Source organism: Streptomyces sp. NBC_00454 (assembly GCF_041434015.1).
In the GTDB taxonomy this organism is placed as follows: Bacteria; Actinomycetota; Actinomycetes; order Streptomycetales; family Streptomycetaceae; genus Streptomyces.
The window spans coordinates 1,868,011-1,888,700 of record NZ_CP107907.1 but is presented as its reverse complement, the minus strand read 5'-3'; the positions used below and the strand labels follow the sequence as shown (position 1 = coordinate 1,888,700).

Annotated in this window: 20 protein-coding genes and 1 tRNA gene; 9 read left to right on the top strand and 12 right to left on the bottom strand. The window is 69.4% G+C overall.

The window, feature by feature from the left end:
* The first annotated feature begins 89 nt into the window (after window positions 1–89).
* From OHU74_RS08770 to OHU74_RS08750, 5 genes are all read left to right on the top strand, one after another.
* The gene (locus tag OHU74_RS08770) at window positions 90–689 is read left to right on the top strand and encodes a TetR/AcrR family transcriptional regulator (RefSeq protein ID WP_371615358.1); all 600 of its coding nucleotides are present in this window, start codon (window positions 90–92) and stop codon (window positions 687–689) included.
* A gap of 48 nt (window positions 690–737) precedes the next feature.
* Window positions 738–1,220, top strand: coding sequence for a barstar family protein (locus tag OHU74_RS08765; protein ID WP_371615357.1), 483 nt, complete (start codon window positions 738–740; stop codon window positions 1,218–1,220).
* A 159-nt stretch (window positions 1,221–1,379) separates the two neighbouring features.
* Window positions 1,380–1,928 carry a hypothetical protein gene (locus OHU74_RS08760; protein ID WP_371615356.1) on the top strand — a complete coding sequence of 183 codons (549 nt, stop codon included), beginning with the start codon at window positions 1,380–1,382 and terminating at the stop codon, window positions 1,926–1,928.
* 39 nt (window positions 1,929–1,967) lie between these two features.
* On the top strand, window positions 1,968–2,552 hold the full coding sequence (locus OHU74_RS08755) for an AAA family ATPase (protein WP_371615355.1): 585 nt from the start codon (window positions 1,968–1,970) through the stop codon (window positions 2,550–2,552).
* A 297-nt stretch (window positions 2,553–2,849) separates the two neighbouring features.
* A complete protein-coding gene (locus OHU74_RS08750) occupies window positions 2,850–3,344 on the top strand; it encodes a GNAT family N-acetyltransferase (RefSeq protein WP_371615354.1) in 495 nt (164 codons plus the stop codon).
* A 136-nt stretch (window positions 3,345–3,480) separates the two neighbouring features.
* On the opposite strand, the gene OHU74_RS08745 is transcribed toward OHU74_RS08750, so the two are convergent.
* Both OHU74_RS08745 and OHU74_RS08740 read right to left on the bottom strand, forming a co-directional pair.
* Window positions 3,481–4,191, bottom strand: coding sequence for a helix-turn-helix domain-containing protein (locus tag OHU74_RS08745; protein ID WP_371615353.1), 711 nt, complete (start codon window positions 4,189–4,191; stop codon window positions 3,481–3,483).
* Window positions 4,192–4,355: 164 nt separating this feature from the next.
* Window positions 4,356–4,428, bottom strand: a tRNA-Leu gene (locus OHU74_RS08740).
* 99 nt (window positions 4,429–4,527) lie between these two features.
* Between OHU74_RS08740 and OHU74_RS08735 the strand changes: the two genes are divergently transcribed.
* The gene (locus tag OHU74_RS08735; RefSeq protein WP_330295844.1) at window positions 4,528–5,187 is read left to right on the top strand and encodes a response regulator; all 660 of its coding nucleotides are present in this window, start codon (window positions 4,528–4,530) and stop codon (window positions 5,185–5,187) included.
* Between the two features lie 79 nt (window positions 5,188–5,266).
* Here the strand turns inward: OHU74_RS08735 and OHU74_RS08730 are convergent, their stop codons facing one another.
* The 9 genes from OHU74_RS08730 to OHU74_RS08690 all read right to left on the bottom strand — a co-directional run bounded on the left by OHU74_RS08730 (window position 5,267) and on the right by OHU74_RS08690 (window position 15,234).
* On the bottom strand, window positions 5,267–5,983 hold the full coding sequence (locus tag OHU74_RS08730) for an ABC transporter ATP-binding protein (RefSeq protein ID WP_371615352.1): 717 nt from the start codon (window positions 5,981–5,983) through the stop codon (window positions 5,267–5,269).
* Window positions 5,980–6,906 carry an ABC transporter ATP-binding protein gene (locus OHU74_RS08725; protein ID WP_371615351.1) on the bottom strand — a complete coding sequence of 309 codons (927 nt, stop codon included), beginning with the start codon at window positions 6,904–6,906 and terminating at the stop codon, window positions 5,980–5,982. The genes OHU74_RS08730 and OHU74_RS08725 overlap by 4 nt, the downstream gene beginning before the upstream one ends.
* 3 nt (window positions 6,907–6,909) lie before the next feature.
* Window positions 6,910–8,736 carry a branched-chain amino acid ABC transporter permease gene (locus OHU74_RS08720; protein WP_371615350.1) on the bottom strand — a complete coding sequence of 609 codons (1,827 nt, stop codon included), beginning with the start codon at window positions 8,734–8,736 and terminating at the stop codon, window positions 6,910–6,912.
* A 5-nt stretch (window positions 8,737–8,741) separates the two neighbouring features.
* Window positions 8,742–9,671, bottom strand: a complete 930-nt coding sequence (locus OHU74_RS08715) for a branched-chain amino acid ABC transporter permease (protein ID WP_371615349.1) — start codon at window positions 9,669–9,671, stop codon at window positions 8,742–8,744.
* Window positions 9,672–9,811: 140 nt separating this feature from the next.
* Entirely contained in the window at window positions 9,812–11,044 is a 1,233-nt protein-coding gene (locus OHU74_RS08710; protein WP_371615348.1) for a branched-chain amino acid ABC transporter substrate-binding protein, read from the bottom strand.
* Window positions 11,045–11,344: 300 nt separating this feature from the next.
* The gene (locus tag OHU74_RS08705; RefSeq protein ID WP_371615347.1) at window positions 11,345–11,983 is read right to left on the bottom strand and encodes a Tat pathway signal sequence domain protein; all 639 of its coding nucleotides are present in this window, start codon (window positions 11,981–11,983) and stop codon (window positions 11,345–11,347) included.
* Entirely contained in the window at window positions 11,980–12,393 is a 414-nt protein-coding gene (locus OHU74_RS08700) for a hypothetical protein (RefSeq protein ID WP_371615346.1), read from the bottom strand. The genes OHU74_RS08705 and OHU74_RS08700 overlap by 4 nt, the downstream gene beginning before the upstream one ends.
* A 38-nt stretch (window positions 12,394–12,431) precedes the next feature.
* Window positions 12,432–12,908 carry a hotdog fold thioesterase gene (locus tag OHU74_RS08695; RefSeq protein ID WP_330295836.1) on the bottom strand — a complete coding sequence of 159 codons (477 nt, stop codon included), beginning with the start codon at window positions 12,906–12,908 and terminating at the stop codon, window positions 12,432–12,434.
* 55 nt (window positions 12,909–12,963) lie between these two features.
* A complete protein-coding gene (locus tag OHU74_RS08690; protein WP_371615345.1) occupies window positions 12,964–15,234 on the bottom strand; it encodes an FdhF/YdeP family oxidoreductase in 2,271 nt (756 codons plus the stop codon).
* A gap of 123 nt (window positions 15,235–15,357) precedes the next feature.
* On the opposite strand from OHU74_RS08690, the gene polA reads away from it, so the two are divergent.
* Complete coding sequence (gene polA / locus OHU74_RS08685) at window positions 15,358–18,078, top strand: DNA polymerase I (RefSeq protein ID WP_371615344.1); 2,721 nt, start codon at window positions 15,358–15,360, stop codon at window positions 18,076–18,078.
* Window positions 18,079–18,116: 38 nt separating this feature from the next.
* Here polA and OHU74_RS08680 read toward each other — a convergent pair whose 3' ends face one another.
* The gene (locus OHU74_RS08680) at window positions 18,117–18,998 is read right to left on the bottom strand and encodes a DUF4184 family protein (protein WP_371615343.1); all 882 of its coding nucleotides are present in this window, start codon (window positions 18,996–18,998) and stop codon (window positions 18,117–18,119) included.
* A 239-nt stretch (window positions 18,999–19,237) separates the two neighbouring features.
* Between OHU74_RS08680 and OHU74_RS08675 the strand changes: the two genes are divergently transcribed.
* Together OHU74_RS08675 and OHU74_RS08670 are read left to right on the top strand one after the other, a co-directional pair.
* On the top strand, window positions 19,238–20,431 hold the full coding sequence (locus tag OHU74_RS08675) for a lytic transglycosylase domain-containing protein (protein ID WP_371615342.1): 1,194 nt from the start codon (window positions 19,238–19,240) through the stop codon (window positions 20,429–20,431).
* Between the two features lie 117 nt (window positions 20,432–20,548).
* Window positions 20,549–20,689 carry an SPW_0924 family protein gene (locus tag OHU74_RS08670; RefSeq protein WP_327307299.1) on the top strand — a complete coding sequence of 47 codons (141 nt, stop codon included), beginning with the start codon at window positions 20,549–20,551 and terminating at the stop codon, window positions 20,687–20,689.
* Window position 20,690: the final 1 nt, after the last annotated feature.

The window sequence follows — 20,690 nt, the reverse complement described above, 5'->3', positions numbered from 1 at the left end:
TCCGCCCCCTGCTCCTCAGCCGGCCCGTCCGACCTTCAATCAAAACGCTACGCCGCGTTTTGATAAAACGCTAGGGCTATCGTGAAGCCGTGTCAATCACTCCTTCGGGCAACCCGCCCCGCACCGGCGGACGCCTCCGCAACGAAGACGCCCACCAATCCGTCCTCGAAGCCACCGCCGCACTCCTCGTCGAAAACGGCTACGGAGCCCTCACCATCGAAGGCGTCGCCAAACGCGCCAACGTCGCCAAAAGCACCGTCTACCGCTGGTGGAAGTCCAAACCCGCCCTCGTCATGGACGCCTACGCCCACGAAACCGCCACCCGCGTCCCCGAACCCGACACCGGAACCCTCGCCGGCGACCTCACCGCCTTCGTCACCGACCTCTACCGCATCGGCGACGACCCCGTCCGCACCAAAGCCCTCACCGGCCTCATGGCCGAAGCCCAACTCGACCCCGCCTTCGCCGAACCCTTCCGCACATGGGCGGCCACCCGCCGCGAGATCGTCGCCACCCTCCTCACCCGCGCCATCACCCGCGAAGAACTCCCCACCACCACCGACCTCGCCCACGCCACCGACCTGGTCTTCGGCCCCTTCTGGTACCGCCTCCTCGTCGCCCACGCACCCCTCGACCCGGCGGACGCAGAAGCCCACGTGACGACCGTCCTACGAGGCCTGGCACGCTGAGACCGCCGACCTGACCGGCCGACCCCACCGGAACACGGCCAGTGAGCCATGGAGAGGGCCAGACGTGACCCCGTTCGACGTGACCAAGCCCGAAACACCCTGGGTCATCTTCGGGCCCCGCGACGCGGTCGCATTCACAGAGCCGCTGGCTGCTTCGGCTGGAACTGGGACGCCCTGGTCGACTGCCTCGACGACCTCCACGAGCCCGTCACGGGCGGGGTCGGGATCCTCGTGATCGTCCACGGGGCCGACATACTCCTCGGGGCGGAACACCTCAAGGTGCTCATGACGGTGCTCTGCCTTGCAGCGGACCGCGCGAGCACCGAGATGGATTCGGACGGCTACCCCACGGACCGGCCCGTGGTGATCGAACACTTCGTCTTCCTGCTCGACGAGGTCCACGCTGAAAACTTCGCCGCAGGCATCACGGACCCCGACCTCGTCGTCCACGTGGAGGGCGAGTTCCTCACCGTGGCCCTCGACCTCGACGTCTGGCGACCCAAGGCGGTCGGGCGCCCGAAGCCCACCTGACCCCAAGCCGTACGGGACCCACCATCTGACCTCGTCATGCTTGAGAGGTAGGGCGAGATCACCCAGGGGTCGCAGCAAGACGCAACCCAGGCACGACGCCCGGCATGGGCGATCGGCGGAGGATCTTGAGGCAACCCACACCCCAAACGGGAGGTCGCCATGGTCACCGGGAACACGCCGTCCGCCAACGCCGACATCGCCTCCAACACAGTGCCGCGCTGGGCGAACCGGACGGCCCACGCCGTACCGCTCGCCGTCCTGCCATCCGGGTTATGGCGCATGGCCATGGCCGTAGGCATCCCCGTCGGCTTCAGCGGCCAACTGGCCAAAGACTGGCAACCCGGCCTCGAAACCTCCTCCTACATCACCCTGCTGACCCTCATCACCGAAGGACTCGCACTCCTCACCATCGGCCTCGTCAGGCCCTGGGGTGAGACCGTCCCACGCTGGATACCGCTCCTCAGCGGCAGACACATCCCGACATGGACAGTGGTCATCCCAGCAACACTCGGGGCAGCCGCGGTCACCGCACTGTCCTTGAAGATGTTCTGGGGAGGCACCCCCGCCGATGTCGGCGGATCCGAAGCCCCCCACGGCACCGCCGCATGGATCATGAACGCCTGCTACGCGCCGATGCTGCTCTGGGGACCGCTGCTCGCCGTCGTCACGGTGGCCTATTGCGCGCGGCGCCGAAACGCCAGCGCGTAGTCTCCCAAGGCCTTGATCATCCGCCCCTGGAGAACTCGCATGAGCCTGGACCTGGTACCCATCGACCGCGAGCCGGCAGCCGGCGCCGTCCTGTTGACCGGCATCCCCGGGAGCGGGAAGTCGACGGTGGCCGCCGCGCTGGCCGACCGGTTCCGGACGTCGGCCCACATCGAGGTGGACGCACTCCAGCAGATGATCGTCAGCGGCGGCCAATGGCCCTCACCGGCCACCAACACGGAAGCCGACCGGCAGATCTTCCTACGGGCCCGCAACGCGTGCCTCCTGGCGGACAGCTTCGCGCGGGGAGGCTTCATCCCGGTGCTCGATGACGTCGTGGTCCGCCGCACCCACCTGGACTTCTACCGCAGGACCCTGACGGCCGTGCCGCTCCACATCGTCGTCCTGGCTCCCGGCCCGGCAGTCGCGTGGCGACGCAACCAGGCTCGGGAGAAGGTCCTGACCACGGACTGGTCACCCCTGGACGAGGCGATGCGCTCCGAGCTCGCGCAGCAGGGCACCTGGATCGACAACGCTGCGCAGACGGTCGAAGAAACAGTCGAAGCGATCCTGTCTGCGACGGGCCTGGCCTCCAGTTCTGAAGCCAGGACGCTCGACAGGCCCTAGGCCGTCTCTTTCGGATCTTGCCGGGTCCGCGCCGCCCGGCACCGCACGACGCGGACCTGACCGACAAGATCCGAAAGAGACGACCCAGCGCTGTGCCGCGTCAGTTCGTGGAGGAGTGCAGGTGAACCTCCGTGCGTCCGCTACGTCCGCTGAACGTGACGGTGCCGACGCAGACACCGTCCGCGCGGCCCGGATCTGCGAGCTGTGTGTCCAGGTTGTAGACACGATAAGGTCCGCTCGATAGTTCGAAGCCTTCCGGTCTGCCGGAAGGCTTCTCGCGTTCTCGAGGAGGATCAGATGGCAGACTTTGTGGTCCGCAGAGCTGGCGCCGAGGACCGCGACGTCCTGGAACGACTCTGGCCGCTTTTCCTGCACGACCTGTCGGAGTTCTGGGGCGTCCTGCCGAACCCGGACGGAACGTACCGCCGCGAGTGGCTGGAGTCGGCCATCGGCGATCCCACCTGGTCGGCTTACCTCGTATGGTCCGGTGACCGGCCGGTCGGCTTTGCGTTCGTACGCGCGCTGGACAGCGATGCGCGCGTGCTGAACAGCTTCTTCGTGGTGCGTGGGGCACGCCGGTCGGGCCTCGGGTCGCGAGCGGTGCAGGCCGTCCTGGCCGCGCACCCTGGCCGATGGGAGATCGCCTTTCAGGAGGAGAACGCGGGCGCGGCACGCTTCTGGCGTCACGTCGCTTCCGAAGTCGCGGGCGAGGCCTGGACCGAGGAGCGGCGACCGGTGCCTGGGCAGCCCGAGCTGCCGGGGAACACATGGGTTGCCTTCGATGCGCGGTAGTCGCTCTGGGCCAGGACGGGCGGAAGGACGCCGCCCGCTCGGGCCGGCCCAAGGTATACGGGCCCCAGGTGGCGTTGGCGATTCAAGACCGCCTGATCAGACCCAACACCCCTCCACGAACTTGCGCGGGGCAGTACTAGTACTTCGGCCCGATGTGTTCGTCCATGAGGGCGACGGAGGCCTTGCGGGCGATGGACACGTTGAAGGGGTCGCTGCCGCGGGCGAGGATCGTCCACTGGACGCCGACCTTTGCGAGGGTGTCCGTGCAGAGCTTGCGGATGTCGTCGGACTTGTTGGTGAAGAAGTACCGGGGGTACTCGTAGCGCTTGCCGTTGCGGACGGTCCAGTTGGTGACCCGGCACCCGTCGGAGTGGATCAGTCCGCGGATGAACTCCCAGGGGTGGGCGTCGATGATCTCCTGCTGCCAGCCTTCGAGGACGATGCGCCGGTCGTGCTTCTTGCCGGGCCCGTGCTGGGGGAACAGGCACGTCCAGTGGTGTGTGTAGGACTTGACCTCGACGCACCCCTGGCGGAGGACGCGGCCCACTTTGGGCAACGGCATTACGAGGTGCATCGCTTCTTCGGCGGCTTCGATGAGTCCAGGCCGGGATGCGTCGCAGTAGATGGACAGGTGGTGCTGCTTGTACTTGGAGATGATGTGGCCGTCGCCGAGGTAAAGCCCCAGGAGGTAGGCGTACGCGCGTTGATCGACTTCGCGGGCGGTGCACCTGGGGCAGTCGGTCGGGCGGACGTACGCTTCACCGCGATGTCTTCGGTCTTCCGATCGCCACCAGCCGATGGTGCCGCGAGGGATGCCGAAGTGCTCGGCGACCACTCGATTGGTCACGCCTCGGCGCAAGAGTAGGACTGCTTGTTCGCGTATCGAAGGGTTGTGCTCCACAACTGGGAGCTTCGCCGCTGTTCGTCCGGTTGGCCGCAAATCGAAGGCTCGTTCACCGCGACGAGTGAAGATCGCGAAATTGCTTGGCGACCTTGAAAATGAAGGAGAAGTACCCCGAGTCGGATTCGAACCGACGCTGAATGGGTTTTGAATCCATCGCCTCTACCGCTGGGCTATCGGGGCCCCTTCGAAACGAAGGATACCGAAGACCCTCCGTGTCACAAACATACAGGAGCTAGGTAGGCTCGTGGGAGCTGAACCGCCTTGCAACGAGGAGCCCCCGTGACCGCCGAGCACGAGTCGACGCCCACGCCCGACGCCGACCAGTCGCACGTTCCGCCGCTGACGACGCGTGTCGTCATCGCCGAGGACGAGGCGCTCATCCGTCTCGACCTCAAGGAAATGCTGGAGGAAGAGGGCTACGCCGTCGTCGGCGAGGCCGGAGACGGGCAGACCGCCGTTGAGCTGGCCCGGGAGCACCGGCCCGACCTGGTGATCCTCGATGTGAAGATGCCCGTGCTCGACGGGATCTCCGCCGCCGAGAAGATCGCGGAGGAGTCCATCGCCCCCGTGCTGATGCTGACCGCGTTCTCGCAGCGGGATCTGGTGGAGCGGGCGCGGGACGCCGGGGCCATGGCGTATCTCGTGAAGCCCTTCAGTAAGAGCGATGTCGTACCCGCCATCGAGATGGCGGTGTCGCGGTTCGCGGAGCTGCGCGCTCTGGAGAAGGAGGTCGCCGACCTCTCGATGCGCCTGGAGACGCGCAAGCTCGTGGACCGGGCGAAGAGCATCCTGCAGACGCAGTACGGGCTCTCCGAGCCGGCCGCCTTCCGCTGGATCCAGAAGACCTCCATGGACCGCCGGATGTCCATGCAGCAGGTCGCCGAGGCGGTCATCGAGGACGCCGAGGAGAAGAAGGCCGCCGCGGCCAAGGGGGAGTAGTCCCGTAGAGCAGACACAGTGAGGCCCGCCTCCGGATCCAGGATCCGGAGGCGGGCCTCAGCCGTATGGAGGAGAGGACTCAGTCCTCGCCGAGGTACGCCTTGCGGACGTCCTCGTTGACCAGGAGCTCGCGGCCGGGGCCCGAGAGGACGACCTTGCCGATCTCCATCACGTGGCCCTGGTCGGCCAGGGAGAGCGCGGCCTGGGCGTTCTGCTCGACCAGGAGGATAGTCGTGCCCTGGGACTTGAGCTCGGCGATGGTCGCCATGATCTTCTGCATCATGATCGGCGAGAGGCCCATCGAGGGCTCGTCCAGCATGAGCAGCTTCGGCCGGGACATGAGCGCGCGGCCCATGGCCAGCATCTGCTGCTCGCCGCCCGAGAGGGTGCCCGCCGCCTGCTTGCGGCGCTCGCCCAGGATCGGGAAGAGGTCGTAGGCGCGCTGGACGTCCTTGGTGATGCCGTCCTTGTCCTTGCGCAGGAAGGCGCCGAGGAGGAGGTTGTCCTCGATCGTCATGCGCGGGAAGATGTGCCGCCCCTCGGGGGAGTGGGCGAGGCCGAGCGCGACGATGTCGTGCGCGGGGATCTTCTTGAGGGACTTGCCCTGGAACTTGATCTGGCCGCCGCGCGGCTTGATCAGGCCCGAGAGGGTGCGCAGGGTCGTCGTCTTGCCGGCGCCGTTGGTGCCGATGAGGGTGACGATCTGGCCGGCGTCGACACTGAAGGAGATGCCCTTGACGGCTTCGATCTTGCCGTAGGCGACGCGGAGGTCTTCGACCTCGAGGAGTGCGGTCACCGGTCTTCTCCGTCCGTGCTGGTCGTGCTGTCCGTCGCCTCGTCGTCCGTCGCCTCGTCGTGTGCGGCTTCGCTGTGTGCCTCGGCCGCTTCGACCTCTGCGAGTTCTTCGGCGCCGGGGGCGCCTTCGAAGGGTTCGCCGAGGTAGGCGGCGATGACGCGCTCGTCGCCCTGGACTTCGGCCGCGGTGCCTTCGATGAGCTTTTCGCCCTGGACGAGGCAGGCGACGCGGTCGCAGAGGTTGAAGATGAAGCGCATGTCGTGCTCGATGACGAGGACGGCGATGCCCTGGTCCCGGATGGCGAAGATGAGTTCTTCGGTGGTCCGGGTCTCCTGCGGGTTCATGCCGGCGGTGGGCTCGTCCAGGAGGATGAGGCCGGGGTCGCTGGCCAGCGCGCGGGCGATTTCGAGCTTGCGCTGGTCGCCGTAGGGGAGGTTGCGGGCGAGGTGGTCGGCCTTGTCGGCGAGGCCGATGAACTCGAGGAGTTCCATGGACCGCTTGCGGCTGGCCGCCTCTTCCCGGCCGAAGCTGGGGAGGCGCAGCAGGGAGGACCAGAGGCCGACCTTGGTGCGGGTGTGGCGGCCTACGAGGACGTTTTCCAGGACCGTCATGTTGTTGAAGAGACGGATGTTCTGGAAGGTGCGGGCGATACCGGCCGCGGTGACCTTGTAGGACTTGGGGGGCAGGACCGTGCCCTTGTACCGGACTTCGCCCTCGGTGGGGATGTAGAGGCCGGTGAGGCAGTTGAAGAAGGTGGTCTTGCCGGCGCCGTTGGGGCCGATGAGTCCGACGATCTCGCCGCTGCGGACGGTCAGGTCGACGTTCTTGACGGCGGTGAGGCCGCCGAAGCGCATCGTGACGCCGCGTGCGTCGAGGACGGTCTCCGCCGTGGTGGCGGGGGTTTCGGTGGTGGTGGTCGTCATGGGTCAGACCCCTGCCTTGCCGAGGACCGCGGGGAGGACTGTGGGCGCTTCCATGTCCTTGTGGAGTTCGAGCTGGTTGCGACGGTTGGGGATGAGGCCTTCGGGGCGCAGGCGCATCAGGATGATGAGTGCGATGCCGAAGGTGAGGAGCTGGTACTCGCCCAGGGACTGGAGCTTGTTGGGGAGCAGGAAGAGGAGCGATCCGCCGACGAGGGGGCCGGAGATGGTTCCCATGCCGCCGAGGACGACTGCGGCGAGCAGGAAGGCGGAGTTCGGGGGTACGGCGTTGGCGAAGACGTACTGGTCCGGGGTGACGGTGTAGTTCACGTGGGCCTGTACGGCGCCTGCGAGTCCGGCGAGGGTGGCGCCGAGGGCGAAGGCGATGAGCTTGACGCGGAAGCCGTTGATGCCCATGGCTTCGGCGGCGGTTTCGTCTTCGCGGATGGCGACCCAGGCGCGGCCGATGCGGGATTCCGCGCTGCGGCGGAAGACCATGACCACGATGAGGGTGATCAGGAGCATCAGCAGGAAGTAGTTGGCGAAGCGGCCGATGGTGAATCCGGCGATGGTGTGGCTGGCTCCGAAGTCGAATCCGAAGAGGTCGACGTTGGGGATGTTGGCGATGCCGTTGGGCCCGTTGGTGATGTCGGGGCCGGAGACGCCGTCGAGGTTGTTCATGGAGATGCGGAAGATCTCACCGAAGCCGAGCGTCACGATGGCGAGGTAGTCGCCGCGCAGTCGCAGGGTGGGTGCGCCGATCAGGACGCCGAAGACCATGGAGGCGGCGGCGCCGAGGAGTATGGCGGCCCAGAAGGGGAGGTGTACTCCGAAGGGGGAGTTGGGGGAGCCGGAGACCAGGGCCGCGGTGTAGGCGCCGACGCCGAGGAAGGCGACGTAGCCGAGGTCGAGGAGGCCGGTGAGGCCGACGACGATGTTCAGGCCGAGTGCGACGGTGGCGAAGATGAGGATGTTGACGCCGAGGGTCGCGTACTGGTCGTCGGTCTGGGTGAAGGGGAAGGCTGCCGCGGCTGCGAAGGCGCCGACGAGGGCGACGTTGCGGTGGCGGGTGGTGAGGGTGGTGATGCGGGCCATCAGGCCGGCCTTGTTGAGGGCGGCGGCGCCGAAGCCGGCGGTGATCAGGAAGCCGATGAAGAGTTCCTGGTACGGGGTGGTGATGCCGTAGGTGAAGACGCCGAGGCCGATGGCGAGGACGACGGCGATCAGGAGGATCTCGGTCCAGGCCGGGAGCACGCGGGCGGGCTTGAGCGGGCCGGCGGTGAAGGCGGCCTTGGAGCTGGTGACGCGGTTGTGCGCGTTGTGCTTGAACTGTTCCCAGCTGCTGTCGTCCGGGTCGGGTCCTTCGAGGACGGGGCGTTCGAAGGGGAGCGCGAGGGCTCCGACGAGGGCGAGCAGGGTGACCAGGGCGGCGACGCCGGCTCCGGGTTCGAGGTCGACGATCACGCCGTTCAGGTTCACGATGGCGATGACCGTGTACCAGGTGGTGACGAAGGCGGCGAGGGCCGAGAGCTTGATCGCGGCGTCGGCTCCTGCGGGGGTGAGCCATCCGAGGCCCTTGATCCCGTAGGAGGAGAGGCCGAAGAGGGTGGTGAGGAGGCCGCCGACGAGGGCGAGCCACTGGAGGCCGCCGGGGTACCCGTAGACGGTGAGGTCGCCGGGGAAGGCGGAGGTCCAGGTCCAGGAGAGGAAGCAGGAGATGACGGTGAGGGCGCCGCCCGCGGTGGCGAGGGCGCGGGCCGTCTTCTCGGGGAGGGGGATGAATCCTCGGGGCGCTGCGTTCATGGTCGTGGTGTCCGTGGTGGTGGTCGTCATGGTTCTCACGCCCTGTCCGCGACGCGCTCGCCCAGCAGGCCTTGTGGCCGGAAGAGGAGTACGAGGATGAGGAGGACGAACGCCCAGGTGTTGCCCCAGGACTGTCCGCCGAGCTGCTGGAAGCCGGGGATGTCGGCGACGTAGGCGGTGGTGAGGGTTTCGGCGAGGCCGAGGACGAGGCCACCGATCATGGCGCCGTAGATGTTGCCGATGCCGCCGAGGACTGCTGCGGTGAAGGCCTTGAGGCCGAGCAGGAAGCCCATCTTGAAGTTGACTTCGCCGTACTTGAGGCCGTAGGCGACGGCTCCGACGGCGGCGAAGACTGCTCCGAGGGCGAAGGCGACCGTGATGATGCGGTCGGTGTTGATGCCCATGAGCTTGGCGGTGTCGGGGTCCTGCGAGGTTGCCTGCATGCCGCGGCCGGTGCGGGTCTTCTTGACGAAGAAGCCGAGGAAGGCCATGGAGATGGGGGCGGCGAGGAGGAGGAAGACGTCACCGGTCTGGATGGTGACGCTGCCGATGTTGAAGGGGCCGCCGGGGATCTGGGGGAAGACGACGGAGGACTTCGCGTCGGGGTACCAGGCCCATACCGCTTGCTGGAGGGCGAGGGAGAGGCCGATGGCGGTGATGAGCGGGGCGAGGCGGGGTGCGGTGCGCAGGGGCCGGTACGCGAAGCGTTCGGCGCCGACGGCGATGAGGGTGGCGACGATCACGGCGCCTATCAGCATGAGGGGGAGGGCGATCCACATGGTGGTGCCCCCGGGGAGCATCAGCCAGACGGTGAGGGCCCCGAACCCGCCGGTCATGAAAATCTCGCCATGCGCGAAGTTGATGAGCTGGACGATGCCGTAGACCATGGTGTAGCCAATGGCGACGAGCCCGTACATGGATCCCAGTAGCAGGCCGTTGACCAGCTGTTGCGGCAGTTCGTGCACCGCAGGTCCTCCGAGTCTTTCGACGGATGTGACACCGCGCGGGGCGCTTTTTGTGCGCGCCCCGCGCGGCAGGTTTGGTGGTGCTCCGGTGGCCGGCCGTTCGAGCGGACTACCGGCTACCGGTGGGGGTGGCGGTTGGGTTAGCCGAGGGTGCCGGACTCGACGGCCTTCCAGTCGTTGCCCTCGACCTTGTAGACGGTGAGCTGCTTGTTGGTGGCGTCACCGAACTCGTCGAAGGAGACCTTGCCGGTCACGCCGTCGAAGGTGACGGTCTGGACGGCGGCGAGGACCTTGGCGCGGGCGTCGGCGGGGAGCTTGCCGTTGTTGGCGTCGACGGCGGCCTTGACGGCCTCGATGATCGCCCAGGCGGAGTCGTAGGAGTAGCCGCCGTAGGCGGAGAAGGGCTCCTTGTACGCGGCCTTGGTGTAGTTGGCCACGAACTCCTTGGCGGAGGTCAGGCTCTCGACGGGTGCGCCGACCGAGGTGGCGAGGTCGCCGGCGGCGCCCTCACCCGCGAGCTCGACGTACTTCTTGTCGTAGATGCCGTCGCCGCCGATGAGCGGGATGTTGGTGCCGGAGGCCTTGATCTGCTTGCTGAGCGGGCCGGCTGCGGGGTACTCGCCGCCGTAGTAGACGACGTCGGCGCCGGAGCTCTTGACCTGGGTCACGACGGCGGAGAAGTCCTTGCTCTCCGGGTCGATGTGGCCCTCGCCGACGACCTGGCCGCCGAGCTTGGTGAATTCTCCCTTGAAGGTGCCAGCGAGGCCTGCGCCGTAGGTCTTCTTGTCATCAATGATGAAGACCTTCTTCTTGCCCGCCTTGTTGAAGAGGTACTGCGCCGCGAACGGGCCCTGGACGGCGTCCGTGGTGGCGGTGCGGAAGTAGCTCTTGTAGGTGCGGACCTTCTCGCCGGTGGCCCACTTCGGCCCCTGGGTGAGGGAGGGGCTGGTGTTGGCCGGGGAGATCTGGACGAGCTTGGCGTCGTCGAAGACCTTCTGCATGGACTCCGAGACGGAGGAGTTCAGCGGGCCGACGACACCGAGGACGTCCTTGTCGGCGACGAGCTTGGTGGCGTTCTGCTGGCCGGAGGAGGCCTGTGCCTGGTCGTCGAGGGCCTGGATCTTGAAGGTGACGCCCTTGACGTACTTCTTCTCGTTGGCCTGCTTGACGGCGAGGTCGGCGGAGTTCTTGATGCCGAGGCCGAGGGCGGAGAGGTCGCCGGTCAGCGGGGCGTCTACGCCGATGACGACGGTGGTGTTGCCGCCGTCGCCGGTGTCGGAGCCGGCCTTGTCGTTACGCGAGCCACAGGCGGTGAGAGTGAGGGCGCCCGCGGCGAGCGCGGCGGTCACGGCAATGAGAGAACGCTGACGCACGATCAGTCCTTTCCTGGCACTGCGTCCCCCCTGGGACGCACCGTGTCGAACGCGGGGAACCGAACTGAAGGAAATCCGGTGGTCGCGGTGACTGGCCGTGACTCTAAGCGCGTCCTGGGACCTTATGGAGGGCTTGGGCCAATGATGTGACGCTCTTGTTATGCCACGGCGTAATACATAGCGGATGTCTGCGGGTGGAACGGGGGAATTCCGGCCGGTTCGTCTTGTCCGTATGGTGAGATGGGTGAGGAGCGTTAGTCCGTTTGGGTCCTGTCGTGCCAGGACTCTGAGCCCTTTTGGTCATGACGGCGAGGGAGTGCCCGCGTCTCGGCTTTCGGGACAGGCCCTGGTCAGAGCCACGGAGAGGTCCCCGGCATAACGGTCACCGGGGATGTAGCTGTGCTCTTCCTTCTGGAATTTATTACTCAGGGTTACCTCAAGGAATGGGAGTCCGGAATTCCGTGCCACATGCACGCAGTCCGTGACCCGAATCCGCACGACGAGGTCGCGGACTTCGCCCGCCGCGACCGTGGCCGGAAGTGGCGGTCCGTCCACCTCCGCCGTCATGGCCCCGGAGGACTGGCTCAGCCGCTCCAGGGTGACCGGCGGCCCGGAGGCGGTACGGACACGGACGGTGAACGCGAAGGCGCTGCCGGCCGGGACCGGATCCACCGGACCGAGGTAGGTCAGGGAGAAGACCTGGGAGGGCGCGGGGGGCGTGTACGGGGCCGGGCGCGGCCGGGCCGCGTACAGCGCGGCGCCGCCCGCGGCCACGCCCGACGCGCAGATCAGGGCCGTGGCGGCCAGCACGGCCCGCCGGTGGCCCTCGTAGGCCCTGCCGGCCCACCGGAGCCAGCGGGGCGTACGGGGAGCCGGGCGCGGGCTCTCGTGGGCCTCGGTGCCCTCTCCGGGCTCGATGGGGCCGATGCCGCCGCTCATTGCCAGGGGCCGCCGGTCGGGGTGCCGGAGCGGTAGCGCTCGGCGCAGCGCCGCTGCGCCTCGCGGGCGGTGAGCTCGCGGGCGGCGGTGGGGCCCTTGGCGCGCTGCTCGGCGCGGGCGTCGGCGAGCACGGCGAGCAGGATGTCGTTCTGGCCGCCGGACAGGCCCATGGACTGGTAGTCGAGGTGGCCGGCGTCGTCATCGCCGGGGTTTTCACCGGCTTCGAGGATCACGCCGGCCCAGTGGACGATCAGGTCGGTGCAGAGCTTCTCGGGTGCGGCGGGCGCCGGAGCGGTCGCGGGCCGGGTGCCGGACGGGTCGGGGCCGGCGCAGCCGAGCAGCGCGGCGGCCAGCAGTGCCGTCGTCGCCGCTGTGGCCGCGGCGCGCCACGGCGCCGGTCCGGATCCCATGCGGGAACGCTAGACCGGCGCCGCTGTGAGGGCAACGGCTAGTTGTTGCCGTCCTGTTGCGGGTTGAGGTCGCGCAGCAGGCAGGTGAGGCGGGCGGTGCAGATCCGGCGGTCCTGCTCGTCGGTGATGACCACCTCGTAGGTGGTGGTGGAGCGGCCCCGGTGCACGGGGGTGGCGACTCCGGTGACCAGGCCGGAGCGGGCGCCGCGGTGGTGGGTGCAGTTCAGGTCGACGCCGACGGCGACCTTGGTGCTGCCGCCGTGCATCATCGCGCCGACCGAGCCGAGGGTCTCGGCGAGCACGGCGGAGGCGCCGCCGTGGAGGAGTCCGTAGGGCTGGGTGTTGCCCTCGACCGGCATCGTGGCGACGACGCGGTCGGCGGAGGCCTCCAGGATCCGGATGTCCATCCGCTTGCCGAGGTCACCTGCGGAGAACAGCGAGGGCAGGTCGATGCCCAGGGCCGCGTACTCGTCGATGACCTCTTGCGGGAACTTCACCGCGTGCTGCTCGCCCATGGGGGTGACTCCGTTCGAAAACGATCGTTAACCATCTTGTCCTCGGATCGTTCTATCAGGCCGTTTCGAAGCGCACGACGACGGACTTGCTCGCGGGGGTGTTGCTGGTGTCCGCGGTGGAGTCGAGGGGCACCAGCACGTTGGTCTCGGGGTAGTAGGCGGCGGCGCAGCCGCGGGCGGTGGGGTAGTGGACGACGCGGAAGCCCGGGGCGCGCCGTTCCACTCCGTCGCGCCATTCGCTGACGAGGTCGGTGTAGGAGCCGTCGGCGAGCCCGAGCTCCGCCGCGTCGAGGGGGTTGACCATGACGACGCGGCGGCCGCCGGTGATGCCGCGGTAGCGGTCGTCGAGCCCGTAGATGGTGGTGTTGTACTGGTCGTGGCTGCGCAGGGTCTGCAGGAGCAGCCGGCCCGCCGGGACGCGCGGGTACTCCACGGGGGCGGCGGTGAAGTTGGCCTTGCCGGTCTTCGTGGGGAAGCGGCGCTCGTCGCGCGGGCCGTGCGGGAGCTGGAAGCCGCCGGGGCGGGCGACGCGGGCGTTGAAGTCCTCGAAGCCGGGGACGACGCGGGAGATCCGGTCGCGGATCGCCGCGTAGTCCTGTTCGAAGTCCTCCCACGGGGTGCGGGAGGCCGCGCCGAGGACGGCGCGGGCCATGCGCGCCACGATCGCGGGCTCGGAGAGCAGGTGCGGGGAGGCGGGGGCGAGGTTGCCGCGCGAGGAGTGGACCATGCCCATGGAGTCCTCGACGGTCACGAACTGCTTGCCGGAGGCCTGGACGTCCTTGTCGGTGCGGCCGAGGGTGGGCAGGATCAGGGCGCGCCGGCCGGTGACCGCGTGGGAGCGGTTGAGCTTGGTGGAGACGTGCACGGTCAGGGAGGCGCGGCGGATCGCGGCCTCGGTGACCTCGGTGTCGGGGGTGGCGCCGACGAAGTTGCCGCCCATGGCGAAGAGGACCTTGGCTTCGCCGTCGCGCAGGGCCTGGATGGAGCGGACCACGTCGAAGCCGTGCTCGCGGGGCGAGGTGATGCCGAATTCCTTGTCGAGGGCGTCGAGGAAGGCGGGCGCGGGGCGTTCGAAGATCCCCATGGTGCGGTCGCCCTGCACGTTGGAGTGGCCGCGGACGGGGCAGACGCCGGCGCCGGGGCGGCCGATGTTGCCGCGCAGGAGCAGCAGGTTGACGACCTCGCGGATGGTGGCGACGGAGTGCTTGTGCTGGGTGAGGCCCATGGCCCAGCAGACGATGGTGCGCTCCGAGGCCAGGATCATGGCCAGGGCGCGCTCGATGTCGGGGCGGGTCAGGCCGGTGGCGGTGAGGGTCTCGTCCCAGTCGGTGTCCTTGGCGGCGGCCGCGAACTCCTCGTACCCGTGGGTGTGCTCGCGGATGAACGCCTCGTCGGTGGCGCCGCCCGCCTCGATGACCAGCTTGTTCAGGAGGCGGAAGAGGGCCTGGTCGCCGCCGATGCGGATCTGGAGGAACAGGTCGTTGAGGGCGGTTCCCTTGAACATGCCGAGGGGGGTCTGCGGGTTCTTGAAGCGCTCCATGCCGGCCTCGGGCAGCGGATTCACCGAGATGATCTTCGCGCCGGCGGACTTGGCCTGCTCCAGCGCGGAGAGCATGCGGGGGTGGTTGGTGCCCGGGTTCTGCCCGGCGACGATGATCAGGTCGGCCTGGTGGAGGTCTTCGAGGGAGACGCTGCCCTTGCCGATGCCGATCGTCTCGTTCAGCGCGGAGCCCGAGGACTCGTGGCACATGTTCGAGCAGTCGGGGAGGTTGTTGGTGCCGAACTCGCGGACGAACAGCTGGAAGAGGAACGCCGCTTCGTTGCTGGTGCGGCCCGAGGTGTAGAAGAGGGCCTCGTCGGGGGAGTCCAGGGCGCGCAGTTCCTCCGCGATGACCGCGAAGGCCCGCTCCCAGGAGACCGGCTCGTACCGGTCGCCGCCCTCTTCGAGCAGCATGGGGTGGGTGATGCGGCCCTGCTGGCCCAGCCAGTAGCCGGAGCGCCCGGCCAGATCGGCCAGCGGGTGCGCGGCGAAGAACTCGGGGGTGACCCGGCGCAGCGTGGCTTCCTCGGCGACGGCCTTGGCGCCGTTCTCGCAGAATTCGGCGGTGTGCCGCTTGTCGCCCTCGGGCCAGGCGCAGCCGGGGCAGTCGAAGCCGTTCTTCTGATTGACCTTGAGGAGGGTGCGGGCGGTGCGCGCCAGCCCCATCTGCTGCTGCGCGATCTTCAGCGTGTGCCCGATGGCGGGCAGGCCCGCGGCCGCGTGCTTGGGGGGCGTCACCTGCGGTGCGTCCTGTACGGGATCCCCTGCGGGCGGCTTGGTGGCCATGTCGCTCCCCTTCGAGCAGCGTGGCGACGGTGCCACGCGATTTCGACTCGCTTCCGATCCTGTCATGGCCCGCGGACATCGCCGAAGCCGGAATTGTCGGAGGGGGGACCTAGGATCGGGGGCGTGGCAGATTCAGCATCGAAGAAGACCGACCAGCCGACCGCAGCGGACCGCCCCCGCCTGATGCTCATGGACGGGCACTCCCTGGCGTACCGGGCGTTCTTCGCGCTGCCCGCGGAGAATTTCACCACTGCGACGGGGCAGCCGACCAATGCCATCTACGGGTTCGCCTCGATGCTGGCGAACACGCTGCGCGACGAGGCGCCCACGCACTTCGCGGTGGCGTTCGACGTCTCCCGCAAGACGTGGCGCTCGGCGGAGTTCCCCGAGTACAAGGCGAACCGCTCCAAGACCCCCGACGAGTTCAAGGGGCAGGTCGAGCTGATCGGCGAGCTCCTCGACGCGATGAGCGTGCCGCGGTTCGCGGTCGACGGCTTCGAGGCCGACGACGTGATCGCGACGCTGGCCACGCAGGCCGAGGCCCTCGGCTTCGACGTCCTCATCGTCACCGGTGACCGGGACTCCTTCCAGCTGGTCTCCGAGCACACCACCGTGCTCTACCCGACCAAGGGCGTCTCCGAGCTGACCCGCTTCACCCCGGAGAAGGTCGAGGAGAAGTACGGGCTCACCCCCCAGCAGTACCCGGACTTCGCGGCGCTGCGCGGAGACCCGTCCGACAACCTCCCCGGCATCCCGGGCGTCGGCGAGAAGACCGCCGCCAAGTGGATCACCCAGTTCGGGTCGTTCAAGGAGCTCGTCGAGCGCGCCGAGGAGGTCAAGGGCAAGGCCGGGCAGAACTTCCGGGACCACCTGGAGGCCGTGAAGCTCAACCGCGTCCTGACCGAGATGGTCAAGGACGTCGCCCTGCCCAAGACCCCCGCCGACCTGGCCCGCGCCCCGTACGACCGCACCGCCGTCACCACCGTCCTGGACGTGCTGGAGATCCGCAACGCCTCGCTGCGCGAGCGGCTGCTCGCCGTGGACCCCGGCGCCGCCGAGGAGGAGGCCCCGGCCCCGGTGGCCGCCGTGGAGCTGGACGCCTCCGTACTGGGCGCCGGCGAGCTCGCGCCCTGGCTGGCGAGCCACGCGGCCGGACCGCTGGGCGTCTCCACCGTGGACACCTGGGCGCTGGGCACCGGAGGAGTCTCCGAGATCGCGCTGGCCTCGGCCGGCGGGGCCGCCGCCTGGTTCGAGCCCTCCGCGCTGGACGAGGCCGACGAGCAGGCCTTCGCGGCCTGGGCCGCCGACTCGGCGAGGCCGAAGGTGGTGCACAACGCCAAGGCCCTGATGCGGGTCTTCCCCGAGCAGGGCTGGACGCTGGCCGGGGTCACCATGGACACCGCGCTCGCCGCCTACCTGGTCAAGCCGGGCCGCCGCTCCTTCGCCCTGGACGTGCTGTCCATGGAGTACCTGCACCGGGAGCTGGCGCCCGCCGCCGCCGACGGGCAGCTCGCCTTCGGCGCAGACGACACCGCCGAGGCCGAAGCCCTGATGGCCCAGGCCCGTGCCGTCCTGGACCTCGGCGACGCCTTCGCCGTCAAACTGCCCGAGGTGGGCGCCGCCGAGCTGCTCCACGACATGGAGCTGCCGACGTCCGAGCTGCTGGCCCGGATGGAGCGGGCCGGCATCGCCGCCGACCAGCCGCACCTCGAAGCCATGGAGCAGCAGTTCGCCGCAGCCGTGCAGCAGGCGGTGAAGGAGGCGCACGCCGCGGTGGGCCACGAGTTCAACCTCGGCTCGCCCAAGCAGCTCCAGGAGGTCTTCTTCGGCGAGCTGGACCTGCCGAAGACGAAGAAGACCAAGACCGGCTACACCACGGACGCGGACGCGCTGGCCTGGCTGGCCACGCAGACCGACCACGAACTCCCGGTGATCATGCTCCGCCACCGGGAGCAGGCCAAGCTGCGCGTCACCGTCGAGGGCCTGGTCAAGACGGTCGCCGCCGACGGCCGGGTGCACACCAGCTTCAGCCAGACCGTGGCCGCGACCGGACGTCTGTCCTCGACCGACCCCAACCTGCAGAACGTGCCGGTGCGCACCGACGAGGGCCGCGCGATCCGCCGCGGGTTCGTCGTCGGCGAGGGCTTCGAATCCCTCATGACCGCCGACTACAGCCAGATCGAGCTGCGCGTCATGGCCCACCTCTCCGAGGACGAGGGCCTCATCGAGGCGTTCTCCACCGGCGAGGACCTGCACACCACCGTCGCCTCCCAGGTGTTCGGCGTCGAGCGGTCCGAGGTCGACGCCGAGATGCGGCGCAAGATCAAGGCCATGTCCTACGGTCTGGCCTACGGGCTCTCCGCGTTCGGCCTCGCCCAGCAGCTGAACATCGAGCCCGGCGAAGCCCGCGGCCTGATGGACACCTTCTTCGAGCGGTTCGGCGGAGTCCGGGACTACCTGGGCCGCGTCGTCGAGGAGGCCCGCGCCACCGGGTACACGGCGACGGTCTTCGGCCGCCGCCGCTACCTGCCCGACCTCAACAGCGACAACCGGCTGCGCCGCGAGGCCGCCGAGCGGATGGCGCTGAACGCGCCGATCCAGGGCACCGCCGCCGACATCGTCAAGGTCGCGATGCTCCGCGTGGACAAGGCCATCGTCGAAGCCGGGCTGAAGTCGCGGATGCTGCTCCAGGTCCACGACGAAATCGTGCTGGAGATCGCCCCGGGCGAACGCGAGCGGGTGGAGGAGCTGGTGCGCCGCGAGATGGCCGCCGCCGTCGACCTCCGCGCCCCGCTGGACGTGTCCGTGGGCGTCGGCCCCGACTGGGAGTCCGCCGCGCACTGATCCGCGTACCGGCCCGTCCCGCGACGCCCGTCCCCTCTCTACGGAAGGGGGACGGGCGTCCGCGTTTCCTCGTCGCTGCCCTCGTGCCGTTCCCCGTTCCTGCTCCCCTGGCTCCGGCCGCCGCGGTGGCGCAGCCGCACGAGGACCCCGTACAGCAGCAGGGCCACGACCAGGCCGGCGCCCGCGCCGAAGCAGATGGTCGGGATGATGTCGAGCGGGGTGCGGATGCGGTCGTAGAAGGCGAAGAAGTGCACCACGTGCAGGGCGACTCCGGCCGCCACGCACACCGTGATCAGCAGGGCGGCGCCCCAGGCCTCCGCCCGGCCGAGTACGGGTACGGACGCGGGCGCGGCGGAGCGCGGCAGCCGGCGCAGGGCCGTCACCGTGAACCAGACCAGGGCGCAGGCGGCGATCGCCGAAGTCCCGTACTGGAGGTACGAGTAGAGGGGCAGGTCGAAGGCGCGCGTGGCGACGAGGCCGGGCAGCGCGTCGGTACCCCACCGGCCGGGGTGCGTGAAGCTGTCCCACACCACATGGGTGAGGGAGCCGGCCGCCGCCGAGAGGTAGAACCAGAGGGCCAGCGAGGGCAGTTCACGCCCGCGCCAGTCCTCACCCCGTACGAGGGAGTGGGCGCGGCCCCGCCAGGAGCGGGGCAGGAGCGCGATCAGCGGTTCGCGCAGGAGCAGCCAGCAGGCGGCGAGGGCAGCCGTCAGCACGGCGTCGGCCGTCACCACGCCGACGAGCGAGTGCGCGAACCCGGCGTACCGGGTGAGCCCCGAGACCACCGCGTCCGCGAAGTAGAAGGTGTCGGGCGCGAACGAACCGAGGACCAGGGCCGAGGCGACGAGCGGCCCCCGGGCGCGACCGGTCCGGCGGATGGCCGGAAGTACCGCGGCCGCGTGGCTGAGAGTGAACGGCATGACACCTCGTCGGGGCTGTTCGAACAGTGCGCTCAGTATGGGTGACCTGCCCGACTCGTGGGGAAGTCGTGAATTCCGGACCACGGTGCGTGCCCTGCACAGGGAGTTGACGTAGGGTCACGCGCACTTCTAGGGCAGAGGGGGTCCGGCTCATGGGCGATCGGATACGGATACCGGCACGGGCATCGGAACGGGCATCGGTACGCAAGCCGGCGGGGGCGGGTGCCCGGCTCGGACGGGTGGTGCGCGGTGGGGCCGCCGTCCTCGTCTCCGCTCTCGTGGCCGCCGTGATGACCGCCTCCCAGGGGCCGGGAGCTGGTCCCCGCGAGGAGACGGCCGCGGCCGCGGAGCCCGGACCGCAGGCCGGTCCCGGGGCCGACGGATCCGCCGGGGACGGCTCCTACTTCACCGCCCTGCCGCCGCTCGTGAGCCCCGAGCCGCCGGCCGTACTGCTGGCCGAGGACGCAACCGCGCCGACCGCGCCGCCGCCCCCCGGACCGGAGACGGGCAACCAGCCCGTGGCCATGGGCGGGGGGCCGGGCGAGCAGGGGATACCGGCCACCGTGCTCGCCGCGTACCGGCGCGCGGAGCAGACGGTCGGCGCGAGCGACCCCCGGTGCGGGCTGCGCTGGCAACTCCTCGCGGCAATCGGCAAGGTCGAGTCCGGACAGGCCCGCGGCGGCCAGGTCGACGCCGCCGGAACGACGCTGCGGCCGATCCTGGGGCCCGTACTCGACGGCAACGGCTTCGCGAACATCTCCGACACCGACGGCGGGGCCTACGACGGCGACGCCAGGTACGACCGGGCGGTCGGGCCGATGCAGTTCATCCCGTCCACCTGGGCCTCATGGGGCCAGGACGGCAACGGCGACGGCAAGCGCGACCCCGGCAACGTGTACGACGCCGCGCTCGCCGCCGGGCGGTACCTGTGCGCCGGCACCCGCGACCTGCGGGTGGACGCGGACCTCGACCGGGCGGTGCTGTCGTACAACCAGTCCGACGCGTACCTGCGGACGGTGCGCTCGTGGTTCACGTACTACCTGAAGGGGACGCACGAGGTCCCGGACAGCGCCGGCAGCGGTGGCGGCACTCCGTCGGGGACGTCCCCGACGCCGAAGCCCAAGCCGACGCCTGCACCTACTCCTACGCCCAGCCCCACGCCTGCGCCTACCCCCACGCCTACGCCGAGCCCGACGCCTGCGCCCACTCCTGCGCCGACTCCCACGCCGACGCCGGACCCGAGTCCCACTCCCATGCCTAGCCCGACGCCCACGCCCACCCCGGAGCCGACTCCCACACCGTCCCCCACTCCCACTCCCACTCCGACTCCCACGGCGACCCCGTCCCCGAAGGCGACGCCCAAGCCCACCCCCGTGCCGTCGCCCACCCCCACGCCGTCCGCCGCGACCCCGAAGCCCACGGCAACCCCCTGACCCGCAGGGGCCGTCGAATTGCGCCGCCCCATCGGTGGCGCAAACGGTTCTCATCTGTCACCCGCATTGCTACGGTGCCACCGCCCTGACGACCAATCAGATTCCGGAGGCCCCGGCATGCGCGCAATCGTCGCCGCCGCCAGCGGTCTCGTCCTCGCGGCGCTCCTCGTCTTCGCCATCACGGCGACGGGGGCGCCGGAAGGCAAGACCTCACCGAAGCCCCTGCTCACCACCGCGCCCGCCGCGCCCGGAAAGTAGA